Source organism: Hylemonella sp. GW821-FHT12C09 (assembly GCF_058807395.1).
Window position 1 is genome coordinate 719,960 of sequence record NZ_JBXAQQ010000001.1, and the last position, 25,602, is coordinate 745,561.

At 66.4% G+C, this 25,602-nt stretch carries 29 protein-coding genes; 12 read left to right on the forward strand and 17 right to left on the reverse strand.

The window, feature by feature from the left end; translation table 11 throughout:
• The first annotated feature begins 4 nt into the window (after positions 1–4).
• Complete coding sequence (gene trmL, locus AC1RRP_RS03590) at positions 5–472, forward strand: tRNA (uridine(34)/cytosine(34)/5-carboxymethylaminomethyluridine(34)-2'-O)-methyltransferase TrmL (protein WP_493033281.1); 468 nt, start codon at positions 5–7, stop codon at positions 470–472.
• A gap of 6 nt (positions 473–478) precedes the next feature.
• Here the strand turns inward: trmL and AC1RRP_RS03595 are convergent, their stop codons facing one another.
• Both AC1RRP_RS03595 and AC1RRP_RS03600 read right to left on the reverse strand, forming a co-directional pair.
• Complete coding sequence (locus AC1RRP_RS03595) at positions 479–934, reverse strand: MaoC family dehydratase (protein ID WP_493033283.1); 456 nt, start codon at positions 932–934, stop codon at positions 479–481.
• A 163-nt stretch (positions 935–1,097) separates the two neighbouring features.
• On the reverse strand, positions 1,098–1,712 hold the full coding sequence (locus AC1RRP_RS03600; protein ID WP_493033285.1) for a nucleotide-binding protein: 615 nt from the start codon (positions 1,710–1,712) through the stop codon (positions 1,098–1,100).
• An 86-nt stretch (positions 1,713–1,798) separates the two neighbouring features.
• Between AC1RRP_RS03600 and kefC the strand changes: the two genes are divergently transcribed.
• Positions 1,799–3,643 (forward strand): glutathione-regulated potassium-efflux system protein KefC, encoded by a 1,845-nt coding sequence (gene kefC, locus AC1RRP_RS03605; RefSeq protein WP_493033287.1) that lies wholly within the window; start codon positions 1,799–1,801, stop codon positions 3,641–3,643.
• A gap of 3 nt (positions 3,644–3,646) precedes the next feature.
• On the opposite strand, the gene AC1RRP_RS03610 is transcribed toward kefC, so the two are convergent.
• On the reverse strand, positions 3,647–4,402 hold the full coding sequence (locus AC1RRP_RS03610; protein ID WP_493033289.1) for a sulfite exporter TauE/SafE family protein: 756 nt from the start codon (positions 4,400–4,402) through the stop codon (positions 3,647–3,649).
• 283 nt (positions 4,403–4,685) lie between these two features.
• Between AC1RRP_RS03610 and AC1RRP_RS03615 the strand changes: the two genes are divergently transcribed.
• Positions 4,686–5,663 carry a Bug family tripartite tricarboxylate transporter substrate binding protein gene (locus AC1RRP_RS03615; protein WP_493033291.1) on the forward strand — a complete coding sequence of 326 codons (978 nt, stop codon included), beginning with the start codon at positions 4,686–4,688 and terminating at the stop codon, positions 5,661–5,663.
• Between the two features lie 50 nt (positions 5,664–5,713).
• The gene (locus AC1RRP_RS03620) at positions 5,714–6,586 is read left to right on the forward strand and encodes a fumarylacetoacetate hydrolase family protein (protein WP_493033293.1); all 873 of its coding nucleotides are present in this window, start codon (positions 5,714–5,716) and stop codon (positions 6,584–6,586) included.
• 19 nt (positions 6,587–6,605) lie between these two features.
• Here AC1RRP_RS03620 and AC1RRP_RS03625 read toward each other — a convergent pair whose 3' ends face one another.
• A complete protein-coding gene (locus tag AC1RRP_RS03625) occupies positions 6,606–7,463 on the reverse strand; it encodes a dioxygenase family protein (RefSeq protein WP_493033295.1) in 858 nt (285 codons plus the stop codon).
• A gap of 37 nt (positions 7,464–7,500) precedes the next feature.
• Between AC1RRP_RS03625 and AC1RRP_RS03630 the strand changes: the two genes are divergently transcribed.
• Positions 7,501–8,208, forward strand: a complete 708-nt coding sequence (locus tag AC1RRP_RS03630; protein ID WP_493033297.1) for a GntR family transcriptional regulator — start codon at positions 7,501–7,503, stop codon at positions 8,206–8,208.
• 298 nt (positions 8,209–8,506) lie between these two features.
• On the opposite strand, the gene AC1RRP_RS03635 is transcribed toward AC1RRP_RS03630, so the two are convergent.
• From AC1RRP_RS03635 to AC1RRP_RS03675, 9 genes are all read right to left on the reverse strand, one after another.
• Positions 8,507–9,091: a malonic semialdehyde reductase gene (locus AC1RRP_RS03635; RefSeq protein WP_493033299.1), complete on the reverse strand. Its 585-nt coding sequence runs from the start codon at positions 9,089–9,091 to the stop codon at positions 8,507–8,509.
• Positions 9,092–9,183: 92 nt separating this feature from the next.
• Positions 9,184–10,182 carry a Bug family tripartite tricarboxylate transporter substrate binding protein gene (locus AC1RRP_RS03640; protein ID WP_493033301.1) on the reverse strand — a complete coding sequence of 333 codons (999 nt, stop codon included), beginning with the start codon at positions 10,180–10,182 and terminating at the stop codon, positions 9,184–9,186.
• A gap of 47 nt (positions 10,183–10,229) precedes the next feature.
• Positions 10,230–10,847 carry a nuclear transport factor 2 family protein gene (locus tag AC1RRP_RS03645; RefSeq protein WP_493033303.1) on the reverse strand — a complete coding sequence of 206 codons (618 nt, stop codon included), beginning with the start codon at positions 10,845–10,847 and terminating at the stop codon, positions 10,230–10,232.
• Positions 10,848–10,877: 30 nt separating this feature from the next.
• On the reverse strand, positions 10,878–11,180 hold the full coding sequence (locus AC1RRP_RS03650) for a Dabb family protein (RefSeq protein ID WP_493033305.1): 303 nt from the start codon (positions 11,178–11,180) through the stop codon (positions 10,878–10,880).
• Between the two features lie 13 nt (positions 11,181–11,193).
• On the reverse strand, positions 11,194–11,499 hold the full coding sequence (locus tag AC1RRP_RS03655) for a YciI family protein (protein ID WP_493033307.1): 306 nt from the start codon (positions 11,497–11,499) through the stop codon (positions 11,194–11,196).
• A gap of 13 nt (positions 11,500–11,512) precedes the next feature.
• On the reverse strand, positions 11,513–12,832 hold the full coding sequence (locus tag AC1RRP_RS03660) for a TRAP transporter large permease (protein ID WP_493033309.1): 1,320 nt from the start codon (positions 12,830–12,832) through the stop codon (positions 11,513–11,515).
• Positions 12,825–13,373 carry a TRAP transporter small permease subunit gene (locus AC1RRP_RS03665; RefSeq protein ID WP_493033311.1) on the reverse strand — a complete coding sequence of 183 codons (549 nt, stop codon included), beginning with the start codon at positions 13,371–13,373 and terminating at the stop codon, positions 12,825–12,827. The genes AC1RRP_RS03660 and AC1RRP_RS03665 overlap by 8 nt, the downstream gene beginning before the upstream one ends.
• A gap of 144 nt (positions 13,374–13,517) precedes the next feature.
• Complete coding sequence (locus tag AC1RRP_RS03670) at positions 13,518–14,609, reverse strand: C4-dicarboxylate TRAP transporter substrate-binding protein (protein ID WP_493033313.1); 1,092 nt, start codon at positions 14,607–14,609, stop codon at positions 13,518–13,520.
• A 50-nt stretch (positions 14,610–14,659) separates the two neighbouring features.
• Positions 14,660–15,490 (reverse strand): intradiol ring-cleavage dioxygenase, encoded by an 831-nt coding sequence (locus AC1RRP_RS03675; RefSeq protein ID WP_493033315.1) that lies wholly within the window; start codon positions 15,488–15,490, stop codon positions 14,660–14,662.
• A gap of 117 nt (positions 15,491–15,607) precedes the next feature.
• Here AC1RRP_RS03675 and AC1RRP_RS03680 point away from each other — a divergent pair, with 117 nt between their 5' ends.
• The 5 genes from AC1RRP_RS03680 to AC1RRP_RS03700 all read left to right on the forward strand — a co-directional run bounded on the left by AC1RRP_RS03680 (position 15,608) and on the right by AC1RRP_RS03700 (position 20,777).
• Positions 15,608–16,537 carry a LysR family transcriptional regulator gene (locus AC1RRP_RS03680; RefSeq protein WP_493033317.1) on the forward strand — a complete coding sequence of 310 codons (930 nt, stop codon included), beginning with the start codon at positions 15,608–15,610 and terminating at the stop codon, positions 16,535–16,537.
• Positions 16,538–16,541: 4 nt separating this feature from the next.
• Positions 16,542–18,200: an FAD-dependent oxidoreductase gene (locus AC1RRP_RS03685; RefSeq protein WP_493033319.1), complete on the forward strand. Its 1,659-nt coding sequence runs from the start codon at positions 16,542–16,544 to the stop codon at positions 18,198–18,200.
• A 143-nt stretch (positions 18,201–18,343) separates the two neighbouring features.
• Complete coding sequence (locus tag AC1RRP_RS03690; RefSeq protein WP_493033321.1) at positions 18,344–18,808, forward strand: GlcG/HbpS family heme-binding protein; 465 nt, start codon at positions 18,344–18,346, stop codon at positions 18,806–18,808.
• Positions 18,809–18,848: 40 nt separating this feature from the next.
• A complete protein-coding gene (locus tag AC1RRP_RS03695) occupies positions 18,849–19,814 on the forward strand; it encodes a tripartite tricarboxylate transporter substrate binding protein (protein ID WP_493033323.1) in 966 nt (321 codons plus the stop codon).
• A gap of 135 nt (positions 19,815–19,949) precedes the next feature.
• Positions 19,950–20,777 (forward strand): alpha/beta fold hydrolase, encoded by an 828-nt coding sequence (locus AC1RRP_RS03700; RefSeq protein WP_493033325.1) that lies wholly within the window; start codon positions 19,950–19,952, stop codon positions 20,775–20,777.
• Here AC1RRP_RS03700 and AC1RRP_RS03705 read toward each other — a convergent pair.
• Positions 20,750–21,235, reverse strand: coding sequence for a c-type cytochrome (locus AC1RRP_RS03705; protein ID WP_493033327.1), 486 nt, complete (start codon positions 21,233–21,235; stop codon positions 20,750–20,752). The genes AC1RRP_RS03700 and AC1RRP_RS03705 overlap by 28 nt on opposite strands.
• A 141-nt stretch (positions 21,236–21,376) precedes the next feature.
• On the opposite strand from AC1RRP_RS03705, the gene AC1RRP_RS03710 reads away from it, so the two are divergent.
• Positions 21,377–22,372, forward strand: coding sequence for a Bug family tripartite tricarboxylate transporter substrate binding protein (locus AC1RRP_RS03710; RefSeq protein WP_493033329.1), 996 nt, complete (start codon positions 21,377–21,379; stop codon positions 22,370–22,372).
• A gap of 63 nt (positions 22,373–22,435) precedes the next feature.
• Here the strand turns inward: AC1RRP_RS03710 and AC1RRP_RS03715 are convergent, their stop codons facing one another.
• Both AC1RRP_RS03715 and AC1RRP_RS03720 read right to left on the reverse strand, forming a co-directional pair.
• A complete protein-coding gene (locus tag AC1RRP_RS03715) occupies positions 22,436–22,864 on the reverse strand; it encodes an organic hydroperoxide resistance protein (protein WP_493033331.1) in 429 nt (142 codons plus the stop codon).
• A 36-nt stretch (positions 22,865–22,900) separates the two neighbouring features.
• The gene (locus tag AC1RRP_RS03720; RefSeq protein ID WP_493033333.1) at positions 22,901–23,350 is read right to left on the reverse strand and encodes a MarR family winged helix-turn-helix transcriptional regulator; all 450 of its coding nucleotides are present in this window, start codon (positions 23,348–23,350) and stop codon (positions 22,901–22,903) included.
• 259 nt (positions 23,351–23,609) lie between these two features.
• On the opposite strand from AC1RRP_RS03720, the gene AC1RRP_RS03725 reads away from it, so the two are divergent.
• The gene (locus AC1RRP_RS03725; protein WP_493033335.1) at positions 23,610–24,494 is read left to right on the forward strand and encodes a prenyltransferase; all 885 of its coding nucleotides are present in this window, start codon (positions 23,610–23,612) and stop codon (positions 24,492–24,494) included.
• A 27-nt stretch (positions 24,495–24,521) separates the two neighbouring features.
• On the opposite strand, the gene AC1RRP_RS03730 is transcribed toward AC1RRP_RS03725, so the two are convergent.
• Positions 24,522–25,583 carry a maleylacetate reductase gene (locus tag AC1RRP_RS03730; RefSeq protein WP_493033337.1) on the reverse strand — a complete coding sequence of 354 codons (1,062 nt, stop codon included), beginning with the start codon at positions 25,581–25,583 and terminating at the stop codon, positions 24,522–24,524.
• Positions 25,584–25,602: the final 19 nt, after the last annotated feature.

The window sequence follows — 25,602 nt, forward strand, 5'->3', positions numbered from 1 at the left end:
ACGCATGTTCCACATTGTCCTGGTCCACCCCGAGATCCCGCCCAACACGGGCAATGTCATCCGCCTGGCCGCCAACACCGGTTGCACCCTGCACCTGATCGAGCCCTTGGGCTTTTCCATGGAAGACCGGCTGATGCGCCGCGCCGGCCTGGACTACCACGAGTACGCCGAACTGCACCGCCATGCCAGCTGGGACGCTTTCCTGGCCGACGAACAGCCGCGGCCCGAGCGCATGTTCGCGCTCACCACACGTGGCACGCGTTTTGTGCACGACGTGGCTTTCCAGCCCGGGGACTGGCTGGTTTTCGGCTCGGAAACCAGCGGCCTGCCCGACACCGTTCGCGCCGCCTTCGGCCCCGGCCAGCAGATCAAGCTGCCGATGCGGGCGGGCCAGCGCAGCCTCAACCTCTCCAATGCCGTGGCGGTGACGGTATTCGAGGCTTGGCGTCAGAACGGATTTTCGACGGCATAGGCCGCCTCAGGGATAACGCCGCGCGATCGACTCGGCCACGCAGACCGGCTTGGCCGCGCCTTCGCGCTCGATCGTCACTTCCCACGTCATCTGAACACCGTGGTTGTCGATGGGCTCGCAGGCCAGCAGCTTCATGCGCGCGCGCAGGCGGCTGCCCACAGGCACTGGGGCCATGAAACGCACGCGGTTGAGGCCGTAGTTCACGCCCATGCTTGATTCGACGATCTCCAGGGTGCTTTCGAAGAACCTCGGCAGCAGCGACAGCGTGAGGAAGCCATGCGCGATCGGCCCGCCAAAAGGCCCGGCCTTGGCCTTGTCCACGTCGACGTGGATCCACTGGTGGTCGCCCGTGGCCTGGGCAAACTGATTGACCTGTTCCTGCGTGATCGTGAGCCAGTCGCTGACCGCGACCTCCTGGCCCACGAGGGCGGGGAACTCCTGGAGGGATTGAAAGGTTTTCATGTGCTCACTGTAGCGGCCGTGGCGCCAGCCGCGCTGTCATCCCGGTGACGATGCCAGTACTGCAACCCGGAGGTCGAGGAACATGATGAAAGCAATGAATTCGTGCGCAGGGCCATGCGCGCGAAGGCGCGCTTTCATGTTCCGATACGCCTGGGGCGCAGTACTAGGTATCGAGCCAGCGGCAGATGCCCTGCCACTGCTCCAGGTCCTTCTCCACACGGCTGGGTGCCACGTCGAAGAGCGTGAGGCCGTGCGCCGCCAGATGGATGTAGTTCTGCGTGTCCCGCAGGTAGCCCAGCACCGGCAGACCCAGACTTTCCACGAAGGCCCTGAGCTTGTCGGCCGACAGGGTACGCCCGTCCACCCGCATGCCCACGATGCCGACCTTCATGCCCTTGTGGCGGTGTTCCTTGATCTCGTCCAGGAAGCTGCGCGTGGCAAAGATGTCGAACACGCTGGGCTGCAGGGGCACGATGACCTTGTCGGCATGGTCCAGCACGTCCTTCATGCGCGCACCCTTGAGGCCGGCGGGCGTGTCCAGCACCACATGCGTGGTGCCCTTGGGCAGCTTGGCCACGCGGTCCTCGCCGACCTCCCAGGGCTGGATCGGACGGGCTGTGGCCGGTCTCAGACCCAGCCACAGCCGCGAGGACTGCTGGCGATCGGCGTCGCCCAGCATCACGGTGTGGCCCTTGCTGGCGTAGTAGCCCGCAATATTGGTGGAGAGGGTGGACTTTCCGACCCCCCCTTTGGGATTGGCAACCACGACGACCGGCATCACGCGCTCCTTGTAGTCTGACCAAGCCCTATGTTAGCGTAGGGTCAAGCTTCTACCGCCTGGTTTGCCGCCCGAGCGTCTCATTCATGGAACACACCCCCAGCTGGCTCAGCCACACCTTCGTCTACTTGTGCGCCGCCGTGATCGCCGTGCCCCTGAGCAAATACCTGGGGCTGGGCGCCATCATCGGCTACCTCGGGGCCGGACTCATCATCGGCCCCTGGGGCCTGGGCCTGGTCAGCGAGGTGCAGGACGTGCTGCATTTCGCCGAGTTCGGCGTGGTGCTCATGCTCTTCCTGATCGGGCTGGAACTGGAGCCGCGCCGGCTGTGGAGCCTGCGCCGGCCCATTTTCGGCTGGGGCAGCGCCCAGGTGCTGGCCTGCGCCGCCGCCCTGTTCCTCGGTCTCTATGCGCTGGGCCTGCTGTTCCCGGCCCAGCTGGGCGGCTGGAAGATACCGCTGGTGGCCGCCCTGGGCCTGGCCCTGTCCTCCACCGCCATCGCCCTGCAGGTCATGGGCGAGCGCAACCTGCTGCCCACCCCGGGCGGCCAGGCCGGCTTTTCCATCCTGCTGTTCCAGGACGTGGCCGCCATCCCCATCCTGGCGCTGCTGCCCCTGCTGGGCGCCGAACCGGGCCAGGCCACCAATGATGACTTCCGCTGGGGCGAGCTGGCCAAGATCGTGCTCGTCATCGGGGGCATCGTGCTGGGTGGCCGCCTGCTGTTGCGCCCCCTGTTGCGCTGGATCGCGCGCAGCCGCACGCCCGAGATCTTCACGGCCGCCGCCCTGCTGCTGGTGGTGGGCATTGCCGGGCTGATGCAGCAGGTGGGCCTGTCCATGGGCCTGGGCGCCTTCCTGGCCGGCGTACTGCTGGCCGAGAGCGAATACCGGCGCGAGCTGGAGACCGACATCGAGCCCTTCAAGGGCCTACTGCTGGGCCTGTTCTTCATCGCCGTGGGCATGAGCATCGACCTGTCGGTGCTGCGTGCCTCACCCGGGCTGATGCTGGCACTGCTGGGCGGTTTCATGGCCATCAAGCTGGCGCTGATCCTCGTCATGATGCGCTTCATGCAGGTGCCGCTGCAGGAGCGCCCGGTCATCACCCTGCTGCTGGCGCAGGGCGGCGAGTTTGCCTTCGTGGTGTTCCAGACAGCCGCCGGCGCGAGCGTGATGAGCCCGCAGACGACCTCGCTGCTGATCGGCGCGGTGGCCCTGTCCATGCTGCTCAGCCCGCTGCTGCTGGTGGCCGTGGACAAACTGCTGGCGCCGCGCCTGGCCGCGGCCGGTGGCGGCGCTGCCTTGGACGAAATCTCGGAGCCGCAGGAGGCGCCGGTGCTCATTGCCGGCTTCGGCCGTTACGGCCAGATCGTGGCGCGTGTCATGCTGGCCCAGGGCATCCCCAGCACCGTGCTCGACCACGACGCCGACATGATCGAGGCAGCGCGCAGCTTCGGCTACCGCGTGCACTACGGCGACGCCACCCGCCTGGACCTGCTGCGCATCGCGGGCGCCGCCAGCGCCCGGGTGCTGGTGGTGGCGGTGGACGACAAGGAACAGTCGCTCAAGATCGTCGACCTGGTGCGCGAGCACTTCCCCGGCCTGCAGATCGTGGCGCGTGCGCGCGACGTGACGCACTGGCACGAGCTGCGCGAACGGGGCGTGCAGCTCGTGCAGCGCGAGCTCTTCGAGTCCAGCCTGCGCAGCGCGCGCAGCGTGCTGGAGCTGCTGGGCCACACGCACGAGCAGGCGCGCGCCTTCGCCTGGCGCTTCCGCCAGCACAACCTGGAGCTGTTCGAGAAGATGCACCCGCATTACAAGGACCGCCAGCAGCTGATCGCCGTGGTGAAGCAGGGACGGCAACAGCTGGAAGAGCAGATGGCGCAGGAGCGTGCCGAGCGCGAGCGCAGCCAGGCCGAGGCGAAAAACCATTGACCTTCAGTGGAAGGCGTCCCAGACCAGCTTGGTGCCCGTCAGCAGCAGTCCCAGATAGATCAGCCGATAAAACAGCTTGGGATTGATGCGCCGCGCCAGGCGCACGCCGATCCATACCCCCACCGGCGCCAGCGGCAGCAACATGATGGAGGTGGCCAGGTTGCGCCAATCCAGCAGGCCCAGCCAGGCATACGGCACCCATTTGGCCAGGTTGATGAAAAAGAAGAACCAGGACATCGTGGCCGCAAAGACCAGCGGGCTCAGTTTGAGCGGCAGCACATAGGCCGTGATGGGCGGGCCGCCCGCATGGGCCACAAAACTCGTGAAACCGCCCGCGGTGACCAGCACGCCTCCCAGCCAGCGCGGCGGCGGCACGCTGTCGGCATGCGGCGGGAACAGCAGGCGCTGGGCCAGGAACAGCAGCGTGAGCACACCCACAACGCCGGCCACGACCTGGGCCGCCAACAGCTTGAAGAGCAAGGTGCCGATCAGCGTGCCCAGCAGGCCGAAGGGAATCATGAACTTGAGCAGGGCCTTGTCAAAGTCCTTGCGCAGGGCGGTGATCCCGAAGAGGTCGATGAGCAGCAGCACCGGCATCAGGATGGCCGCAGCCTGGGGCACCGTCACCGCCAGCGCCATCAGGGGCACGGCCAGCGAGCCGAAGCCGGCGCCAAAGCCGCTTTTGCTGATGCCCAGCAAGAGCACCGCGGGGACCGATACCAGATAAAAGTACGGATCGGTGATGACGGGGAAATTCAAGGAGGAACTCTCTTCAGACCTGCCCAGGTGCGGGCAGGCCTGAAGTGTAAGAGAGAGCCGCCGGCCGGCGTGAAGGGTAGCTGGTACTGCGCCCCAGAAGTATCGAAACATGAAAGCGCGCCTTCGCGCGCATGGCCGCGTTGCCCTGCGCACGAATTCATCGCTTTCATCATGTTCCTCTACCTCTGGGGCGCAGTACTAGGGCAAGCACTAATCGATTAGCTTTGGTTTTATCGATAATCAATCGCTAGCCTCGACCCTTCATCCCGACTGGAGACTCTTCATGAAAAAACCGACCCTGGTGCAAAGCCTTGGCATGGTGCTGGCGGCCTGCGGCCTGCTGGGCGCCGGCATGGCGTCGGCCCAGTCCGAATGGCCCAAGGCCAAGCCGGTCAACATCGTGGTCGGCTTCGGCCCGGGTGCTTTCACCGACGTCATTGCCCGCGTGGTGGCGCAGAAGCTCGGCGAAACCACCGGCGGCACCTTCACCGTGGAAAACAAGCCCGGTGCCGGAGGCAACATCGCCACCGGACAGGTCAAGCGCGCCGCGGCCGATGGCTACACCATCCTGGTACACAGCGTGGCCTATGCCGTCAACCCCTCGCTCTACCCCCATGCCGGTTATGACGCCCTCAAGGATTTCGTGCCCCTCGCCCTGGGGCCGCGCACGCCCAACATCATCACCGTCCATCCGGCCACGCCGGCGAAGGACCTGAAGGAACTGATCGAGCTGGCGCGCAAGGAGAAGCTGAGCTACGCATCTTCGGGCATCGGCACCACCACCCACCTCTCGGTCGAGCGCCTGAAGGTCGCGGCCAAGGTGGACATCACCCACGTGCCCTACCAGCCGGCGCAGGCGATCACCGCCGTGGTGGCCGGCCACGCGCCCATGTCTTCCACCTCGATGCCGCCGGCCGTGCCGCAGATCAAGGCCGGCAAGATACGCGCCATCGCCGTGACCAGCGCCAGACGCTCGGCCCTGCTGCCCGACGTTCCCTCGGTCACCGAATTCGGCTACACCGACTTTGACGACTACACCTGGGTCGGTTTTTTCCTGCCGGCCGGCACGCCGCAGGCCCTGGTGGACCGGATCAATGCCGAGATCAACAAGGCGATGGAGCTGCCGGAATCCAGAGAGAAATTTGTCAGCCTGGGCATGGAGTCGACCCGCAACAGCTCGGCCGAATTCGGCACTTTCCTGAGTGCGGAAGTCGACAAGTGGGGGGCCGTGGTCAAGAGCACCGGCGCCAAGGTCGAATAAGCTCGTACGGTCCAGGATTCAACCCCTTCCACCCCAGAAAGAAAACAGACATGCGATTGTTCAGTTTCGAGGCACAAGGCCAGTCCCGCATCGGTGTGCTCAAAAGCGCCGGGGCCCAGGAGTTCGTCGATCTGGCCGTGGCCGACCCCGGCCTGCCGAAAGACATGGGTGCGCTGATCGCACAGGCCGGCGGTCTGGAAGCCGCCCGCCAGGCCGCGGCCCAGGCCCCGGCCGCCGCCCTCCAGCCGCTGGCCGGCGTGCGTTTTCTGCCCGTGGTGCCCCACCCGGGCAAGATCGTCTGCCTCGGCCTCAACTATGCCGACCACGCCAAGGAGGGCGGCAATGCCCGCCCCGAGTACCCCAGCTTTTTCCTGCGCGGCGCCACCTCCATGACCGGCCACCTGGCGCCCATCATCCGCCCCAAGGCCTCGACCAAGCTGGACTACGAAGCGGAACTGGCCGTTGTCATTGGCCAGCGTGCACGCCATCTGAGCGCGGCTGATGCGCTGGACTGCGTGGCCGGTTACGCCTGCTTCAACGACGGCAGCATCCGCGACTACCAGCGCAAGACCAACCAGTGGACCATTGGCAAGAACTTCGATGACACGGGCCCCTTCGGTCCCTGGCTGGTGACCCCCGATGAACTGCCGCCGGGAGCCGCCGGCCTGCGCATCCAGTCGCGCCTGAACGGCAAGGTCATGCAGGACGCCAATACCAGGGACTTCCTCTGGGATGTCGCCGAATCGCTGCGCATCATCACCGAGTGCATGACGCTGGAGCCGGGCGACGTGATCATCACCGGCACGCCTGCGGGCGTCGGCTACGCACGCACGCCGCCGGTCTGGATGGCGCCGGGTGACATCTGCGAGATCGAGATCGAGGGCATCGGCATCCTGTCCAACCCCATTGCCGACGAGCAGTAAGCGGCCCGGGGCCTGACGCTCAGGCCGCCGTGGCCAGCTTCACCGAGAAGTCCACTACCCGGTAAGCGCCACGGAGCTGGTATTTCTCCCGCACGGCCGGGTCGTTGCCGGGCTTGAAATCCGCCACCAGGGACTCGCGCACGCCGAAGACCGCGTCCTGTGCCACATAGGGATCTTCGGCATCGAAGATCTCGGTCACGAGCGTGCGGTAGCCCGGGGCCTCCACGATGACGTGGTAGTGCGCCGGCCGCCAGGCATCGCGGTGCGAAACGCGCAGCAGATCGCCGATGGGGCCATCGGTCGGCACCATGTACGGACGCGGACGGATCACCATCAGCTCGAACGTGCCGTCTGGCAGCACGCGCAGCTGGCAGCGCAGGTTGTCCTGCGGCTGCGAGCTGTCGAGCTGCCAGTACAGGCCGTTATCGGCGTTCTGCCAGAAGTCCACGGTCGCCGCAGGAATCGGCAGACCTTGCGTGTCCGTCACCCGGCCGCGCAGCAGCACGGGCTCGCCGGGGTTGTCCTTGATGAGGCTGGCGCCGCTCTCGACCCAGGGTGAACCCCGGCTGTGGAAGGGGCCCAGCACACTGCCCTCGGTGGCGCCCGGCGATGCCGCCAGCAGGTCCACCAGGGACGACAGCCCCAGCACATCCGACAGGAGTGTGAACTCGCTGCGCGAGGCGCTGCTGATCGCCGCCGACCGGTTCAGGAAGTCCAGCGCAGCCCGCCACTCTTCGTGGGTCAGCCCGGTGTCCCGGGCATACCCATGGACCGCGGTCACCAGGCGCTCGATCAGGAACCTGAGCCGGGTGTCGTCGATGGCCTCGAAACTCTTTCTGACGGCGTCGGTCACGTTGTGCTGAGTGATGTTTCTCATGCGCATCCCCTAAAATTCGATTCATCGATCAAACGACATGTCAAGAAAACCCGCCCTGCCCACGCTGTCGGCCGCTTCCGGCACCACACGCGCCAGCGCCGTCTACGACGCCATGCGCGCCGACATCCTGCACGGTGTCTTCAAGCCTGGAGAAAAACTGAAAGTGGAGGCCGTGGGCTCGCGTTATGGCGTCGGGGCCAGTCCGGTGCGCGAAGCCCTGAACCGGCTGTCCGCCGAAGGCATGGTGGCGCGCAGTGATCAACGCGGCTTCAGCGTCGCACCGCTGCAGTGGGACGAGCTTGAGGTCCTGACCCAGACCCGCTGCGACATCGAGAGCCTGTGCCTGCGCCAGTCGATCGCGTCCCGCACACCCGAGTGGGAAGACGCGCTGGTGCTGCTGCTGCACAAGCTGTCGCGCACGCCGCGCTCTCTGGCAAGCGGCCATTACGTACCCAACCCGGCCTGGGAAACGCTGCACCGTGAATTTCACGCGCAGCTGCTGGCCAATTGCCCCTCGCGCTGGTTGCGCGACTTCTGTGCCTCGCTCACCAATGAGGCCTACCGCTACCGCCAGATTGCTGCAACCCGGAATTTCAGCAGTCGCAACGAGCATGCCGAGCACACCGCCCTGTTCCACGCCGCTATTGAAGGCAAGGCCGACGAGGCGGTGCGCTGCCTGACCGACCATTACCGCAAAACCTCCGCCTCCGTCCTCAAGAATGCCAGGCGCCTGCAAAAGGGCTGAGGGACTACAGGGGTTCATGGGCCCGGATATTAATCGATAAAATTTCTCTCAATAATTTTCATCGATTAAAAAGGGCGACCCGCCCCGTCGACTGTCTGGCGCGCCAAGCGTTGTGCAGGCATGTCCTACAGCGATACAGCCAGGTAGAAGCCCTCCCCAGGAAGGGGAGGGTTGGGAGGGGTGGGCCTCATGTCGCCGCAGGGCGCGGACCGCGACCCCGGAGCGGGCCTCGCCCTCCCCTGGAAGGGGAGGGTTGGGAGGGGTGACCGTCAATGCAGCCGTCAGGCTTGCACCGTGCTCAAAGCACGGTGCAAGCCTGCTCGAAGGACAGGCGCGGATTGCGCTTGAATTCCTTGCTGTGGTCGGCAAAACCCAGGTTGATCAGGAAGTTGGTGGCGTAGCGGCCATCGGGGAAGAACTCGGCATTGACCTTGGCGATGTCGAAGCCGCTCATGGGGCCGCAGTCCAGGCCCACGGCGCGCGCGGCGATGATGAAGTAGGCGCCGCCCAGCGTGCCGTTGCGCGTGGCCGTGTTGGTGGCCAGCGTGGCATTGCCTTCGAAGTTCTCCTTGGCACCTGCACCGTGCCAGATCTGCGGCATGTGCTCGTAGAACTTGGTGTCGGTCGCGACGATCACGGTCACCGGGGCGGCCATGGTCTTGTCCAGGTTGCCGGGGCTCAGCGCCGGCTTGAGGCGTGCGCGGGCTTCGGGCGAGTTCAGGAACACATAGCGGGTCGGCTGGGTGTTCATGGAGGTCGGCGCCATCTTGGCGATGTCATAGGCCTCCTGCAGCAGCGCGAGCGGCACCGGCTTGTCGAGGAAGCCGTTGGCTGTGCGGGCGTTGAAGAAGAGCTGGTCGAGGGCGGCTTGGTCGATTTTCATGGTCTAGGTGTCCTGCGGAAAAGAAATGATTATCCGGCGCCGCTCTAAATGGCGCCGGCGTGGGTCTGTTTCGTACGGCGGTCTGCCTGGTTTCAGTCGGCCTTGATGCCGATGTCGCGCACCAGCCGGGTCCAGCGCTCCACGTCGCGCCTGACCAGCGCGCGGGTCTGCTCGGTGTTCAGGGCCAGCGGCTTGCCGCCGGCCTTGCGGAAGGTCTCCTGCAGCTCGGGCTGCGCGATGACCTTGGCCAGTTCGCTGCGCAGGCGCTCCTGCACGGCTGCCGGCGTCTTGCCCGGCACGAAATAACCGAACCAGGATTCCAGATCCAGCGGGGCCACACCGCTCTCCAGGATGGTTGGCACCTCCGGGTGCATGGGGTTGCGCTCGGCACCGGACAGCGCCAGGGCCTTGACGGTACCGGCCTGCACCTGCCCGCGGGCCGTGGACGAGAGATCGAAGAACAGGTCCACGCGGCCGCCCAGCAGGTCCTGGTAGGCCGCCTGGGCACCGCGGTAGGGAACGTGCGTCACGTTCACGCCGGCCAGGTGCCACAAGGCCGCGGCCAGCACGTGCTGGCCCGAACCGTTGCCGGCCGAGGCATAGTTCAGCTTGCCCGGATTGGCCTTGGCATAGGCCACCACGTCCTGCAGCGTGTTGAAGGGCAGGTCCTTGCGCGCCATCAGCGTGTAGCTGTAGCTCACGGCCAGGCCCACGGGCTCGAAGTCGCGCAGGCTGTCATAGGACAGCTTCTCGTACAGGCCCATGTTGAGCGCGATGTTGGAGACCGAGCCCATGAGCAGGGTGTAGCCGTCGGGGTCGGCCTTGGCGGCGGCGTCCGTACCGACCAGGGTGCCCGAGCCCGGCTTGTTCTCCACCACCACGCTCTGGCCGATCTGCTTGCTCAGGCGCTCGCCCAGGGCGCGCGCGACGAAGTCGAAACCCCCGCCTGGCGGCTGCGGCACGATCACGCGCAGGGCGCGATTCGGGTAGGCGCCCTGCGCCCAGGCCAGGGGCGCAAGGCTCATCAGGGCTGCGGCGGGCAAGGCGCGCACGATGTCGCGGCGCTTCAAGGGCATAGGGATCTTCTTCATGTCTGTCTCCTCAGAGATGGAATTTGCGCAGGCACCAGAACGTGGACTCAGCGCTCCAGCGGACCGCCGGCCAGCCAGCGCGCGCCACGCTTGTAAAGCTCATCCACGACCGGTCCCTTGAGCATGGGCATGTCCATCTTGACGGTGTAGCCGATGCGCGTCTGGATGTAGGCCAGGTGCCGGTAGCCCTCGGGAAAGGTCGCCAGCGCGGCCGTGTCGAGCTTGAGCACGGCGCTGGAGTCCACCGGGTCGATGCGGTCCTTCTCGTAGATGGGCTGGCGGTGGATCAGCTTCCAGGCACCGTTGTGTTTCGTCACGAAGTCGTAGAAGCGGCCGGTACAGACCACATCGCACAGGACGGGACCGTTCTCGCCCTCGACCATGCCACGTTGCGAGATCGTCATCTTGGTCTGGGCTATGGCGCGGTCCCCCGCCACCTCGACGGCCGAACCGCCCAGGAAGTGCAGGATGCTCACGCCCTTGGCCCAGCCCTCTTGTGTCACGCGGATGAACTCGGCAAACGGCCCCTGGAACCAGGTGGCCATCATCACGCCTTCGGGGTGCCAGACGGTGGCGAAGCGCTCCCAGTCGCCGGCATCGCGCCACACGGCCCAGCGCTCCACCATCTGGCGGATCAGCAGTTCGTCGTTGAAAGAGTTGTTCATGGTGTTCCTCGGAAATCAAAAAAAGAAAATTCAGGGCGCGGCGTAATCGACCTGGTGGCGTGCAATGCGCAGGTCGGCCAGCTCGTTCTTCACGCGCAGGTGCTCGGGGTGCGTGCCATAGGCGTCCAGCGCGGCCTGGCTCTCGAACTCGGAATACAGCACCACGTCGCAGGCGTAGTCGATACGGCTGCTGTCCACGCCGATCTCCAGGTGCAGCAGGCCCGGAATGCGCCCGCGCAGGCTCTCGAAGCTGCGCTGCAGCCGGGCAACGCCCTGGGCCTTCTCGGCCGGCGTGTCGCCCCGCACGTTCCACATGACGATGTGCTTGATCACAAACCGGCTCCGGTCATGCAGCGGGCGGGAACCCGGCCTTCTGGGGCCACAGGTTCTTGAAAGCGTGGATGGTGGTGCTGGCGTAGAGCCCGGCTTTCGTGAAAGGCTCCTCGGCCAGCCAGGCGTGCGCAGCATCGCGACTGGGGAAGTCGATCACCAGCAGGCTGCCCAGCATGGTCTGACCATCGTCGTGCGTGAACGGGCCGGCGAAGGCCATGCGATCGGCCACGGCGGCCAGGTAGTCCTTGTGCATGGGGCGCACCCGTTGGCGCATATCGCCATGGTCGGGTTTGTCAATCAGGATGAAGGCAAACAGCATCTCATCTACTCCATTACATATAAGCCAGCCAGGTGGACAGCTTGGGGAAAATCACCAGCAGCACCAGCACGGCGACCATCATCAGCACGAAAGGGAAAGCGCCGGCAAAGATGTCGCGCACCGTGATGCGCGCGTCGTTCAGCGCCGATTTCACGGTGTAGACCGAGACGCCGAAGGGCGGCGTCAGCAGGCCGATCTCCACCGCCACCACGGTGATCACGCCGAACCAGACGATGTCCATGCCGAAGGCCCGCGCAATCGGCAGCACGATGGGCAGCATGATCAGCATGATGGAGACCGAGTCGATGATGCAACCCAGCGTGACGACGATGCCCACATACGCGGCCAGGAAGCCCCAGGGCCCCAGCCCCAGGCTGGTGATGCCCTCGGTCACAGCCGCCGGCATGCCGGTGAGCGCCAGCATGCGGCTGTAGAGCATGGCCGAGATGATGAGGAACAGCACCGAGACCGATACATAACCGGTCTCGGTCAGCACCTTCCACAGCTTGCGCCAGTCCAGGCGGCGGCGCACCAGCGCAATCACCAGCGCACCGGCCGCCCCCACCGCTCCGGCCTCGGTCGGCGTGAACAGGCCGCCGTAAAGGCCGCCCAGTACCAGGGTGATGAGGATGAGGATGGGGATGAACTTGATGGCGGCGCTGCCCCAGGTCTCGTGGTGCTCCTCGCGCACCGCCGCCTCGGCGCCCTGCTCCATGATCATGCCCGGGCGCAGATAGGCCATGCCCACGATCAGCAGCGCGAAACCCAGGGCCAGCACGACGCCCGGGATGATGCCGGCGATGAACATGCGTCCCACAGATTCCTCGGCCAGCACGCCGTAGATGATCATCAGCAGCGAGGGCGGGATCAGCATGCCCAGCACCGAGGAGCCGGCCACCACGCCGACCGCAAAACGCCGGGTGTAGCCGTGGCGGATCATCTCGGGCACGGCCACCTTGGTGAAGACCGAGGCCGAGGCGATGGAGATGCCGGTGATGGCGGCAAACACCGCATTGGCGCCCACCGTGGCCAGGCCCAGGCCGCCGCGCACGCGCCGCATCAGCCACTGGAAGACGTCGAAAGTGTCGCGCCCCACCCCGCTCACGCTCACCAGCATGCCCATGAGCACAAACAGGGGGATCACGCCGAAGAGGTAGTCACGGATGGCGTCGTTGGCCGAGGCCGCCACGAAACGCGCCGCCACGTCAGGCGACTTGATGAGCGCGACACTGACGAAGGACGTGACGATCAACGCCACCCCGATGTGCATGCCGAAATAGATGCCGGCCAGCATCAGCACGATGGCCAGCAGGCCGACCTGGAGATCAGTCATGCGCTGACTCCTTCAGATCCTGGACGACCAGCAACAGGTACTGAATGGCCGCCAGCGCCGCACCGAGCAGCACCACGGCACGCATGGGCCAGGTCGGGAAGGTGAACAGGCCCTCGACCCCGAGAAACTCGTTGTCACTCCAGGACCGCGCCAGCGGCTTCCAGGTGGCATAGGCGATCACGCCGCAGGCAAACACGCCGGCCAGCGAGAACAGCGCACGCAGACGCAGACCGGCGCGTGGACGACGCGCGATGAAGGGATCGATGAAAAGGTCGGCGCGTGACATGCGGCCATGCCGCAGCGTGGAGGGCAGCTGCAGGAAGACGATGATCACGATGCTGGTGGCAACGAGCTCGGCCACGCCGTCGATCGGGCGGTTGACCAGGTCGCGCAACAACACGTCAGCGCACATCAGCAGCATGATGGCGCCGATCAGCACCGAGCCTGCGGCATTCAGGCCATCGACCAGGCGGCCGAACCAGCTGTCGGGCGCAGACGGTGGCGGTGCGGACTCCAGGTCTGTATTTGTTTCGTAAGACAAGTCAACCTCAGCAAGCGTCAGACACGCCATGAGCGCGAAACCCCAGGCGGGGAACGCCGTGGAACCGGCTTTGCCGGACCACTGGCGTTGCCCCCTGCAGGGGGGTGGCGTAGCGACACGCAGTGCGCGCAGCCTGGGGGTGCGTCACAACTCCTTGTCCCAGTCGCGCGCGGGCGTGACGCCGCGCTTGCGCAGTTCGTTCATGTAGGTCGTGACGATGTCCTTGGTCGGCCCCTTGGAGGCATTGTTCTTGACCCAGTCGGCCGCCAGGTTGGGCATGGTCTTGACCCACTTGGCGCGCTCGGCCGCGCTGAACTCGGTGAGCGTCACCGGCACGGACTGCTTGGCGCCAGCCTCGACCATGGTCTTGAGTGCGCCTTCATAACGCTGCATGAGCACCTTGCCCAGTTCCTGGGAATAGAGCTTGCCGGCGTCGCGCACGATCTGCTGGACTTCCTTGGGCAGCTTCTCGTAGCTGTCCTTGTTCATGGCCATGCCGCCGATGTAGAGCGCGCCGATGTTCACCTTGGTGATGTGCGGCGCCACCTCGTAGATCTTGTTGGGCAGGATGCCGGTGGCGATCGAGATGGTGCCGTCGGACACACCCGACTGGATGTCGGTGTAGTAGCTGGTCAGCGAGCCGTCCACCGGCACCGCGCCCGAGTTGCGCAGCCACAGGCCGATGGAACCCGGCGCCGAGATCTTGCGGCCCCGGAGTTCGTCGTAGCTCTTGATCGGCTGCTTGGTGAAGAGGTGGTAGCTGTCCACGCCGGTGGCGCCCAGGAAGACGGCGTTGTTGCGCTCCCATTCGCGCTTGAGCGCGGGCACCGTCTCGTGCATCGCGTTGACCACATCCAGGATGATGCGCACATCGTCGGTGGTGAAGGGTGTCACGGTACCGAACTGCGCCAGCGGCATCTTGGCGGCTTCCAGGTTGTGGAAGACCCAGCCGATGTCGGTCACGCTCTGCTCCACGCTGGTCAGCGTGGCATTGGCCTTGTAGAGCTGGCCGCCGTAGGCCTCGCGCCACTCGATCTTGTAGCCCTTGTTGAGCTCGGCCACGCGCTTGTTGACCTCGGGCACGAAGACCGTGCTCATCAGGCCCACCCAGGGGATGGCCGGCGGGTGGCTGGACGCGATGGTCAGCTTGAAGGTCTGCTGGGCCTGGGCGGCCATGACGCCGGTGGCCAGCAACACCGCGCACAGCGCGGACTGGATGATCTGTCGCTTCTGCATGTCTGTCTCCTCGGGTTGGTGGTGGGTCTGTATGGCTCTGCGGCCATCTCTCACTTGTCGGGGTTGAGCACGAAGTCGTAGGTCAGGCTGTAGCTGCCGTCTGCCTGCCTGACCCAGTCCGCGATCAGCGTGGAGCGCACGCCGAACACGACGTCGGAGTCGAGGTACTGGTCGTGGTCGCGGAACACATGGGTGATCAGGCGCTCGTAGCCCGGCGCCTCGATCATGAAATGCAGGTGGGCCGGCCGCCACGGGTGGTTGTTGGTGGCCTTGAGCATGGCGCCCACCGGACCGTCGCTGGGGATCGGGTAGGCCTCGGCCAGGATGGTCTTGAAATGGAAACGCCCCTGCGCGTCGGCGTGCAGGATGCCGCGTGCCTGCGGATGGGCCAGGTGCTCGTACTGGACGTCGTAGTTGCCGTCGGCATCGGCCTGCCAGACGTTGATCAGCGCATTCGGAATCGGCTCGCCACCCAGCCCCTTGACCGTGCCGCTCACGAGGCAGGGCTCGCCCTTGGCGCCATTGGCCACGTCATCGCCCAGCTGGTACTCGGGCGCCTGCTCCAGGAAGAAGGGGCCGAAGACCGTGGGCTCGGTGCAGCCGGCCGGCTTGTCGTTGTTCATGGCCACGGTCAGCATGGACAGGCCCAGGGTGTCGGACAGGAGGATGAACTCCTGGCGCGTGGCGCTGCACATGTGGCCCGTGTCGGTCAGGTACTGGATGCCCTTGAACCATTCCTCCTCGGTCAGCCGCACCTCGCGCGCAAAGGCGTGCAGGTGCTGCACCAGGCTGGTCATGATCTCCTTCAGGCGCGGATCGGGCGTCCTGGAAAAACGTTCGATCACGGCCTGGGTGATGGTGTCCTCGTTGAGGTTGCGCATATCGGAGGTCTCCTACGGGTTCTTTCTTAGCTGACGGACTGTAAAAGTCCACGACAATTTGGGAAAGAGCGCTGCCGCAAATGACTTTTCCGCGCAGCGAAAAAACTGGAGACCGGTTTGGACCGTTTTGCCGAAATTGAGCTGTTCGTCCAGGTGGCCGAAACGGGCAGCCTGAGCCGCGCCGCCGAGGTGCTGGGCCTCTCGAACGCCGCCGCCAGCCGCCACCTGCAGGCGCTGGAAGACCGGCTGGGCGCCCGCCTGGTGGAGCGCAACACCCGCCGCCTCTTCCTGACCGATACCGGCCAGGAATTCTTCAGCCGGGCCAAAACGCTGCTCGCGGACCTGAAGGATGCCGAGGACGTGGTGAACGCGCACACGCTCAACCCCACGGGCATGCTGCGCATCAGCGCCTCGCTGTCCTTTTCCATGCAGCACATCGCGCCACTGCTGCGCGCCTATACCGAGCGCTACCCCAACGTCACCGTGCACGTGGAGGCCGCCAACCGCTACCTGGACATCATCGACAACAACATCGACGTGGCCATCCGCACCCGCGAGTTCGAGCCCGACTCCAACATCACCGTGCGCCGCCTGGCGCAGACGCGCCGCATCCTGGTCGCCGCCCCGCGCTACCTGGCCCGCCATGGCCGGCCCAGGACGCTGGAAGAGCTGGCCCAGCACAAGCTGCTGATCTACACCTACGCCAACAACCCCGGCGAGCTGCGCTTCACGCGCGATGAGCAGAGCACCGTCCTGCAGGTCAAGGGCCTGCTCGAATCCAACGATGGCCAGATCCTGCGCGCCGCCGCGCTTGACGGCATGGGCATCCTGGTACAACCCACCTACATCGTCTACGACGACATGGTGGCCGGCCGCCTGGTGCCCGTGCTGGACGAGTGGGACCTGCCGCGCCTGACCGTCAACCTGGCCTACCCCAGCCGCAAGCACCTGTCGGCCAAGGTCCGCACCTTCATCGACTTCATGGCCGAGCATTTCGTGAAAATGAATTACGAACAGAAATGGACCGGGCGCTTCGGCGTCAATTGAACTGATGGCCACCTCGCTGCAAACAGACGTGCTCATCGCCGGCGGCGGCCCCTGCGGCCTGATGCTGGCCAACGAGCTGGGGCGGCGCAACATCCGCTCCCTGCTGGTCGACCCCAAACCCGGCACCGCCTTCAACCCGCAGGCCAATGCCACGCAAGCCCGCACCATGGAACACTTCCGGCGCCTGGGTTTTGCGCAGGAGATCCGCAGCATGGGTCTGCCGCCGGACCATCCCACCGACATCGCCTACCTGACCCGTTTTGCCGGCACCGAGCTGGCCCGCCTGCGCCTGCCGACCGCAGCGGCGGCGCCGCAGGCGATCAAGGCCATGTCCGGTTCATGGAGCGCCGCCGAGCTGCCGCACCGCGTCTCGCAGAAATTCGTGGAAGTGAAGCTGCGCGAGCATGCGCAGCGGCTGCCCTCGGTGGACGTGCGCTACGCCTGGCAGCTCAGCTCGTTTACCGACACCGGCGCCCACATCGAGGCTGTGGTGCAGCCCGTCGATGGCGGCGACCCGCTCGCCGTGCAGGCGGCCTACCTCGTGGGGGCCGACGGCGCGCGCAGCTTCGTGCGCAAACAGCTGGGCATCGCCTGGGGCGGTGACACCGGATTCAAGCGCAAGTTCATGGGCGGCAAGATGCTCGCGGTCTACCTGAAGGCGCCCGACTTCTACACCCGCAACGCCAACGACCGGGCCTGGATGTATGTGGTGGTCAACCCGCAGCTGCGCGCCTTCATCATGTCGGTGGACGGCGTCAGCGAATTCGCCTTCCACATCCAGATGGCCGATGACGACGCCACCGAGGCGCTGACCGAAGCCGATGCGCGGCGCCTGTTCTCGCTGGCCTACGGGCAGGACATCGAGATCGAGATCCTGTCCATGGCGACCTGGCTGGCTGGCCACGCCCTGGTGGCCGAGTCCTTCCAGCGCGGCCGCGTCCTGCTGGGCGGTGACGCGGTGCACCTGTTCACACCCACCGGCGGCCTGGGCTACAACACCGCGGTCGAAGACGCCGTCAACCTGGGCTGGAAACTGGCCGCCGTGCTCAAGGGCCAGGCCGGCGCCGATCTGCTGGAGAGCTACGAACGTGAACGCCGGCCCCTGGCGATGCGCAACACCGGCTACGCGCGTCAGTTTGCGGATTCGATCGGCCTGTACGACGCGGCCCCCGAGCTCGAAGAAGACAGCCCCGCCGGCGCCTTGGCCCGGGCGACCGCCTCGGACTACCTGAACGGCCACGTGCGCCGCGAGTTCAACATCCCGGGCGTGACCTTCGGCGGGCGCTACGACGGCAGCCCCATCATCGTGGCGGACGGCACATCTGCGCCTCCCGATGCACCGAACACCTACGTGCCCAGCGCCTGCCCGGGCGGGCGGCCGCCGCACGCCTGGCTGGCGGACGGGCGCTCACTCTACGACACCTTCCACTTCGAATGGACGCTGCTCGCGCTCGGACCCGACGCACCGGACACACGCGCTTTCGAGCAGGCGGCGCAGACCTTGGGCCTGGACCTGCAGGTGGTGCGGCATACCGCCCCGGAACTGGCATCCCTCTACGAGGCCCCCCTGGCACTCATCCGTCCGGACCAGATCGTGGCCTGGCGCGGACACGACGCCAGCACCGCCACGGCCGTGCTGGCACAAGCCACGGCACAGCGCTGAGCACTCCCGAACGGCCCCTTGCAGCCGCGCAAGCTGGCCCGGCCCATAAGCCAGGCTTATAGCGGCTCTCGCAAATCGGTATTACCCCATCGCGCGCATCGTTCCTATCATGGCCGCTCCCTACAAGAACAAGGAGACGCTGCATGAGTCAAGGAACGGGCCGGCCTGGCCCTGCTGACCCACCCGCACTGGACGCCCCCCTGCCCTACGGCGCGCCACTCACGCTGAGGCAGGCCAAGGCCATCCTGCAGGCCGCCGAAGCCGAGGCCGAGCGCTGTCACTGGCCGGTGGCCATCGTGATCGCCGATGCCAGCGGTGACGTGGTGCTGGCGCTCAAGCGCGACCAGACCCAGCATTCCAGCCTGTCCATCGCCACGGGCAAGGCACTGACCGCCGTCAACTTCCGTCGCCCGACCAAGATGTTCCAGGACGGCATCGCCGCCGGCGGCGAGGGCCTGCGCTTTCTGGCCGTACCCGGCATCACCCCGCTCGAAGGCGGCTTCCCGCTGGTGCTGGGCGGGCAGATCGTCGGCGGCATCGGCGTCTCGGGCGTGCTCTCGAGCCAGGACGCCCAGGTGGCACGCGCCGGCATGGCCGCACTGGCCTGACAGCTTTCCCTCAAAGACCAGAAACACTCAGGAGACCCCCATGCTGATACGACTCGCGAAAGTGTTGACCCTCGCCCTGCTGGCTGGCGCCCTGCCGGCGCAGGCGCAGGACAAGTTCCCCGGCAAACCCATCCGCATCGTCGTGCCCTTCGTCGGCGGCAGCCAGGTGGATATCGTGGCGCGCGAAATCGGCCGCGGTCTGCAGGCGGCCTGGGGCCAGCCCGTGGTCATCGACAACCGGCCCGGCGCGGGCGGCACCATCGGCAGCCGCCTGGTGGCCCAGGCCGACGCCGACGGCCACACCCTGCTTTTCACCTCGGCCTCGCACGCCATCAACCCCACGCTGTACAAGAAGCTGCCTTACGACACCCTGAAGGATTTCCGCGGCGTGAGCTTCGGCACCAGCGTGCCCAATGTGCTGGTGGTGGCGCCCTCGCTGGGCGTGAAGACCGCACCCGAACTGCTGGCCATGGTCCGCGCCAAGCCCGGCCAGCTCAACTTCGCCTCGGCCGGCGTGGGCAGCGGCACGCACTTCAATGGCGAGATGTTCAAGGCCATGGCCAGGCTCGACATCGTGCACGTACCCTACAAGGGCACCACGGACGCGCTGATCGACACCACGGCCGGCCGCTCGGCCTACTACTGGTCACCGCTGGGCCTGACCCTGCCCTTCATCAAGGACGGCAAGCTCCTTCCCCTGGCCGTGAGCACGGCGCAGCGCGCCTCGCTCATGCCGGATGTCCCGGTGATCTCGGAATTCGTGCCCGGCGTGGTCTACGACCACTGGTACGGCCTGGTCGCCCCCGCCAGAACGCCGACCCCCGTCGTGGAACAGATCTCCGCCGAGGTCGGCCGCATCCTGCGCTCGCCCGAGGTGCTCAAGTCGCTCGGTGCCCAGGGCGTGACACCGGCGCCGAACACGCCGGCCGAGTTCGACAAGTTCATCGCCTCCGAGATCGAGCGCCTGGGCATGGTGGTCAAGAGCGCGGGTATCCAGCTCGAATAAGGCGCGGCGCCTCACTGCACAGCGAGACGACAGTGGACCGGACGGTGGTCGACCCTTGCATGCCTGCTGCACCGGGTTTTCGCCGGGCGCGCAAGTCCATCACAATGGGCTCACGCATCCCTCAGGTCACCACCCATGAGCAGCACACCGGCAGCAGGCATCGACTACACCGAATCCGGCCATGGGCCGACCGTGCTTTTCGTGCCCGGCTCCTACAGCACGCCGGCCGCCTGGAAACCGATCCAGCGCCTGCTGCCGCCGCAGTGGCGCTGCGTGGCCACCAGCCTGTGCGGTTATGGCCAGACCGCGGAGACGCGCCGCGCCGGCGATGCCGACATGTCCCACGAGCTGCGTGTGCTGGAAGCCGTGGCCCGGCGCGTGCCGGGGCCCGTCCATCTGGTGGGGCATTCCTTTGGGGGCACGGTGGCACTGGCCGCAGCACTCAGTGGCCGGATCGAGGTCGCCAGCCTGGCGCTCTTCGAGGCCAATCCCCTGGCCCTGCTGCACCATCACGGGCACGCCGATCTGCACGCCGCCACGCGCCGCATGAGCCAGGCCTTCGAGCAGGCCGTGGCGCAGGCCGAGCACGACGCCCCGGGCCGCATCATCGATTTCTGGGGCGGGACCGGCTCCTTTGCAGCCATGCCGCCCGCCGTGCAGGACTACTGCCGCCAGAGCGCGCCGGCCAACGTGCTGGACTGGCACACCGACTTTGGCTACGACTTCAGTGGTGCCGACCTGGCGCGACTGACCCGGCCCGTGCTGCTGGTGCGTGGCGAGCAGGCCAACCCGGCCATGGTGACCATGACGCAGGTGCTGGCGGCCCATCTGCCCCAGGCACGGGCTGCAGTGGTGGCCGGTGCCAGCCACTTCCTGATCAGCACGCATGCGCAGGATTGCGCGGCGCTGCTGGCCGCGCATCTGGCGCCTCAGGCTCAGGGCGTGGGCCGCTCCGCTCCCTGACGGCCCTGGGCGCGTGCCGAGAGGAAGGCGTACAGATCGAGGATGTGCGCATTCACGCGCGGCTCGCTCTGCCAGACCGGCATGGCAAGCGGGGCATCCTTGCGCTGCATGATGACCTCGATCTGTGCCTCGCCCGCAGCCGTCCCGCTGCGCGCTTGCGTGGCCGGCTGGGTCAGGTCGTAGCGCTGCAGCACCAGGCTCACGAATTGGCGTTCACCCATGGCACGCACGCGGGGCAGCAGGTCAGGCGCGCTGGCCGTGCCGGTGGCGGCGGCTCCGTGGCAAGCGGCACACTTGTCCTGGAACACACGCCAGCCCAGGTAGACCGAGCCGGGTGCGACGGAAAGCTGAGCGACCTCCTGCGAGGCGTGGCGGTTCTGCAAGTCCACCGTGCAACCGGTCAATACGACCAGCAGCGCCACCGACACCACACCCGAACACCACGAAATTTTTTCCATCATCAGCTCCTTTGCGCTTCATGCCCGGCCCGGCTCGCCGGCCGGGTACCGCACCATTGTGTCAGCATTAGTGTTATTACAGATTGCACTGACACCGCATTTACGACATAAAACAAGCTTCCGTACGAAAGAGAGAGACCTATGAACCTAGACCTTAGCAAGCTGGACCGCCGCGGCTACCTGAAGCTGATGGGCGCAGCCGGATTGGCCGGCTCCGGCGTCGCAGCACAGGCCCAGAGCGCCTGGCCCAACAAACCCATCCGCTGGATCGTGCCCTTCGCACCCGGCGGCACCTCCAGCATCGTGGCGCGCAGCATCGCGGCGGAACTCACCAAGCAGATGGGGGCCAACTTCGTCATCGACAACAAGGGTGGTGGCGGTGGGGTGCCGGCCATGCAGGAGCTCATGCGCGCACCGGCCGATGGCTACACCATCGTCATGAGCCATATCGGCCTGATGGCGGTCAACCCGCTGATCTATCCCGATGCGGGCTACGACGTGAACAAGGACTTCGTGCCGGTCACCCTGCTCAACCGCATCCCCAGCCTGTTCTGCGTGCACAAGGACGTGCCCGTGACGGACCTCAAGTCCTTTGTGGCCTACGCCAAATCCAAGCCGGGCCAGCTCAACTACGCGTCGGCCGGCAACGCCAGTGCGGGCCACCTGGCCGTCGAGGCGCTGAAACTGAAGACCGGGATCTTCATGACCCACATCCCCTACCGCGGCACGGGTCCGGCACTGACGGACTTTCTCGCCGGCCGGGTTGATTTCTTCTCGGCGGGCACGCCGGCGCTGTTGCCGCACATCAAGAGCGGGGCGATCCGTTGCATCGGCGTGGGCTCGCCCAAGCGCATCTCCGTGCTGCCGGATGTCCCCTCCGTCAGCGAGTTCTATCCGGGTTTCGAAACCGAGCAGTGGTACGGCATCCACGCCCGCGCCGGCACCCCGCAGGCCATCATCACCCGTCTGCAGCAGGAATGCGCCAAGGCCATGAAGGCACCTGACGTGATGGCCAAGCACGACGCCGAAAGCGCCACGCCCGGCGGCGGCACGCCCAAGGAGTACGGCGATTTCGTCGCCAGGGAACAGGCCCGCTGGAAAGAAGTGGTGATCAAGGCCGGGATCAAACCGGGCTGATCATTCCCGACCGCCAAGAAAAAGCCGCCGGGCTCCAGGAGCCCGGCGGCTTTTTTCATGGGCTCAGACCAGGCGCAGGTCCACGACGATATTGCCGCGCGTGGCGTTGGAATACGGGCAGACCTTGTGGGCGGTGTCCACCAGATCCTGCGCCACGGCGCGGTCCAGGCCGGGCAGGCTCACGGCCAGGCGCACGGCGATGCCGAAACCCTGGGGGATCGGACCGATGTCGACTTCCGCGTCGATCGCGGCATCGGCCGGAACGGCCACCTTCTTCATGCCGGCCACATGCTTGACCGCGCCCATGAAACAGGCCGAGTAGCCGGCGGCGAACAACTGTTCGGGGTTGGTCGCGCCGCCGGCGCCGCCCATGGCCTTGGGCGGAGACAGCTTGACGTCGAGCAGGCCGTCGTCAGTGGTGGCACGGCCTTCGCGGCCGCCGGTGGTGTGGGCCTTGGCGGTATAGACAACTTTGTCGAGTACGGTGGGCATGGTGAGCTCCTGGGGGTGGTTGAAAGAGAGAAGAAGTCAGGCCTGCAGGCGGTCGCGCAACTGCTGGACCTGGCGGGTCAGTGCGGTGAGCTCACTCAAGGAGCACTGCGCCGCTTCGAGCATGCAGCCCGGTATCGGCGCGGCCCGGGCCTTGAGCTTGCGACCGCTGGCGGTGAGCTGGATCAAGACGCGACGCTCGTCGGCCGCATCACGCAGGCGGCTGATATAACCCGCGCTCTCCAGCCGCTTGAGCAGCGGCGTGAGCGTGCCCGAATCGAGGTAGAGGCGCTCGCCGATCTCGGAGACAGTGAGGCCATCGCGCTCCCACAGCACCAGCATGGCCACGTACTGCGGATAGGTCAGGCCCAGCGCGTCCAGATGCGGCTTGTAGGCCTTGGACATGGCGTGCGAAGCGGAGTACAGCGCAAAACAGAGCTGTTTGTCGAGTTGCAAGGCCTGGTCGGAGTAAATCTTGGCATGGGGCATGGCTTGAATTATTGATTGCAATTTAATTGCGTGCAATTCATTTGCCGGATAACCCTGTCAGAATGCGGGTTGTTTCAGCCCGGCGTTCACAGCGCCCCGAACACTGCGGGTCTGGGTTGATCTGTTCTTGCAAGGCCCTCCCATGTCGACACCTGCTCCTGCTCCTGCTCCTGCTCCTGCTCCTGCTCCTGCTCCTGCTCCTGCTCCTGCTCCTGCTCCTGCTCCTGCTCCCGCCCTCCCCCTGCGGACCCTGCTGCGGATGACCCGCCCCGGCTTCCTGAGCATCACCGTGGTCGCCGTGCTGCTGGGCATCGCGATTGCCGCCGCCTGCGGCCATGGCCCCCATGCCCTGACCGGCATGGCCACGCTCCTGCTGGCCTGTCTGGCCCATGCCGCCGGCAATGTGCTGAATGATTACCACGATGCCCTGAATGGCGCAGACGCGGCCAACACCGGCGGCATCCATCCCTACACCGGTGGCTCGCGCCTGATCCAGAACCGGGTCGTCAGCCCGCAGCAGACCCGCGAACTCTTTTACCTGCTGGCTTTCCTGCTGTGCGCTTTCGGCCTGCTGCTGGCCGTCAAGAGCACGGGCTGGGTGATCGTGCTGGGGCTGGCCGGTGTGCTGCTGACCTGGGCCTACTCGGCGCCACCGCTGGCCTTGATGAAACACGGCATGGGCGAATTCGTGGTGGCCCTGGTCTGGGGCCTGGTGGTCATCGGCGCGGATGCCGTGCAGCGCGGCAGTCTCTTCATCATCCCCGTGGTCACGGCGCTCAGTTACGCGCTGCTGGTGGGCAACATCCTGCTGATCAACGGCGTCCCCGATGCGCCGTCGGACGCACAGGTCGGCAAGCGCACGTTGGCGGTGCTGTTGGGCCCGCGCGGCGCCGCGCTGGCCTACCTGCTGATCAGCACGCTGGCCCATGGCTGGCTGGCGGGCGGCGTCTGGCTGCTCTACCAACCCGAGCCCGCCCTCTGGGGGCTGCTGTCCTGGCCCCTGTCGCTGCTGGCTTTTGTGCTGTTCTGGCGAGCGGCCCGGACACCACAGGCACTGCGCCCGGCCATCGTGCTGACCATCGCCGCCGCGCTGCTGCATGGACTGGCCATGGCGGCCGGTTTCTGGTCGATCGCCCGGTTCTGACCGTTCTTCCCAGATGTCTGAGCCAGATCAGGCCGCCGGACGAAGGCCCTCAAAAGCATTCTGGAAGAGCTGGCGCAGGGCCGTGCGCTCCAGGGGGCGCGGGTTGGGGTACTGGTTCTGCAGCGCGATGTCGCAGGCCTTGTCGAGATCGGCGGCCTTCATGCCGATGTCCTGGAGCGCCACGAGTGCACCATTGTTTTTCGCCAGGTCGTAGACCGCCTGCGCGGCACTGGCGCCGCCGAGCGAGCGCCGGATGCGCGCCATGGCCTGCGGCGCATGCTGGCTGTTGTAGGCCAGCGCGTGCGGCAGCACGATGGTGTGGGTCTCGGCATGCGGCAGGTTGAAACTGCCGCCCAGGGTGTGGCAGAGCTTGTGGTGCAAGGCCATGCCCACGTGGCCCAGTACGGTGCCGCACAGCCAGGCGCCATACAGCGCATCGGCACGCGCAGCCATGTCGCGCGCGTCCTGCACGATGGCCGGCAAGGCGCGACCCAGGGCGGCGATGCCCTCCTCGGCCATCAGGTCCATGATGGGGTTGCTGTCCACCGCGTACAGGCCTTCGGCCGCATGGGCGATGGCGTTGATGCCGCTGGTGACACTCAAGCCCACGGGCAGGCTCAGCGTGAGTTCGGGGTCGTAGATCACGGTACGCGGCAGCACGCGCAGGTCGCGCCCGGTCTTCTTGAGACCGGCCTCGGTGATGCCGTAGATGGGGGTCATCTCCGAACCGGCATAGGTGGTGGGGATGGCCAGGATGGGCAGGCCCGAATCCAGTGCAATGGCCTTGCCCAGGCCTGTGGTGGAGCCGCCGCCGATGGCCACCGCGCAATCGGCCCCGAGCTGCTTCGCCACTTCGCGCGCTTCACGCGCAGTCTCGATGGGGACGTGCATGACCGCACGGTCGAACACACCGGCCGCACGCGCACCCAGCAGATCCGCCACCCTCTCGGCCGAAGCCCGCTGCTCGGGCGTGGACAACACCAGCGCGCGCTTGCAGCCCAGGGCATCGATCTCCTTGGCCAGCTGGGAGAGGGAGCCCGCGCCGAAAACGACGCGCGCGGGCTGGGCGGTGTAGACGAAATTTTTCACGGCAAGCTCCAAACGACAA

Coding starts and splice junctions, on each gene's coding strand:
- trmL (WP_493033281.1), top strand. CDS start 5: ATGTTCCACATTGTCCTGGTCCACCCCGAGATCCCGCCCAACACGGGC.
- AC1RRP_RS03595 (WP_493033283.1), bottom strand. CDS start 934: ATGAAAACCTTTCAATCCCTCCAGGAGTTCCCCGCCCTCGTGGGCCAG.
- AC1RRP_RS03600 (WP_493033285.1), bottom strand. CDS start 1,712: ATGCCGGTCGTCGTGGTTGCCAATCCCAAAGGGGGGGTCGGAAAGTCC.
- kefC (WP_493033287.1), top strand. CDS start 1,799: ATGGAACACACCCCCAGCTGGCTCAGCCACACCTTCGTCTACTTGTGC.
- AC1RRP_RS03615 (WP_493033291.1), top strand. CDS start 4,686: ATGAAAAAACCGACCCTGGTGCAAAGCCTTGGCATGGTGCTGGCGGCC.
- AC1RRP_RS03620 (WP_493033293.1), top strand. CDS start 5,714: ATGCGATTGTTCAGTTTCGAGGCACAAGGCCAGTCCCGCATCGGTGTG.
- AC1RRP_RS03625 (WP_493033295.1), bottom strand. CDS start 7,463: ATGAGAAACATCACTCAGCACAACGTGACCGACGCCGTCAGAAAGAGT.
- AC1RRP_RS03630 (WP_493033297.1), top strand. CDS start 7,501: ATGTCAAGAAAACCCGCCCTGCCCACGCTGTCGGCCGCTTCCGGCACC.
- AC1RRP_RS03635 (WP_493033299.1), bottom strand. CDS start 9,091: ATGAAAATCGACCAAGCCGCCCTCGACCAGCTCTTCTTCAACGCCCGC.
- AC1RRP_RS03640 (WP_493033301.1), bottom strand. CDS start 10,182: ATGAAGAAGATCCCTATGCCCTTGAAGCGCCGCGACATCGTGCGCGCC.
- AC1RRP_RS03645 (WP_493033303.1), bottom strand. CDS start 10,847: ATGAACAACTCTTTCAACGACGAACTGCTGATCCGCCAGATGGTGGAG.
- AC1RRP_RS03655 (WP_493033307.1), bottom strand. CDS start 11,499: ATGCTGTTTGCCTTCATCCTGATTGACAAACCCGACCATGGCGATATG.
- AC1RRP_RS03660 (WP_493033309.1), bottom strand. CDS start 12,832: ATGACTGATCTCCAGGTCGGCCTGCTGGCCATCGTGCTGATGCTGGCC.
- AC1RRP_RS03670 (WP_493033313.1), bottom strand. CDS start 14,609: ATGCAGAAGCGACAGATCATCCAGTCCGCGCTGTGCGCGGTGTTGCTG.
- AC1RRP_RS03675 (WP_493033315.1), bottom strand. CDS start 15,490: ATGCGCAACCTCAACGAGGACACCATCACCCAGGCCGTGATCGAACGT.
- AC1RRP_RS03685 (WP_493033319.1), top strand. CDS start 16,542: ATGGCCACCTCGCTGCAAACAGACGTGCTCATCGCCGGCGGCGGCCCC.
- AC1RRP_RS03690 (WP_493033321.1), top strand. CDS start 18,344: ATGAGTCAAGGAACGGGCCGGCCTGGCCCTGCTGACCCACCCGCACTG.
- AC1RRP_RS03695 (WP_493033323.1), top strand. CDS start 18,849: ATGCTGATACGACTCGCGAAAGTGTTGACCCTCGCCCTGCTGGCTGGC.
- AC1RRP_RS03700 (WP_493033325.1), top strand. CDS start 19,950: ATGAGCAGCACACCGGCAGCAGGCATCGACTACACCGAATCCGGCCAT.
- AC1RRP_RS03705 (WP_493033327.1), bottom strand. CDS start 21,235: ATGGAAAAAATTTCGTGGTGTTCGGGTGTGGTGTCGGTGGCGCTGCTG.
- AC1RRP_RS03710 (WP_493033329.1), top strand. CDS start 21,377: ATGAACCTAGACCTTAGCAAGCTGGACCGCCGCGGCTACCTGAAGCTG.
- AC1RRP_RS03715 (WP_493033331.1), bottom strand. CDS start 22,864: ATGCCCACCGTACTCGACAAAGTTGTCTATACCGCCAAGGCCCACACC.
- AC1RRP_RS03720 (WP_493033333.1), bottom strand. CDS start 23,350: ATGCCCCATGCCAAGATTTACTCCGACCAGGCCTTGCAACTCGACAAA.
- AC1RRP_RS03725 (WP_493033335.1), top strand. CDS start 23,610: ATGACCCGCCCCGGCTTCCTGAGCATCACCGTGGTCGCCGTGCTGCTG.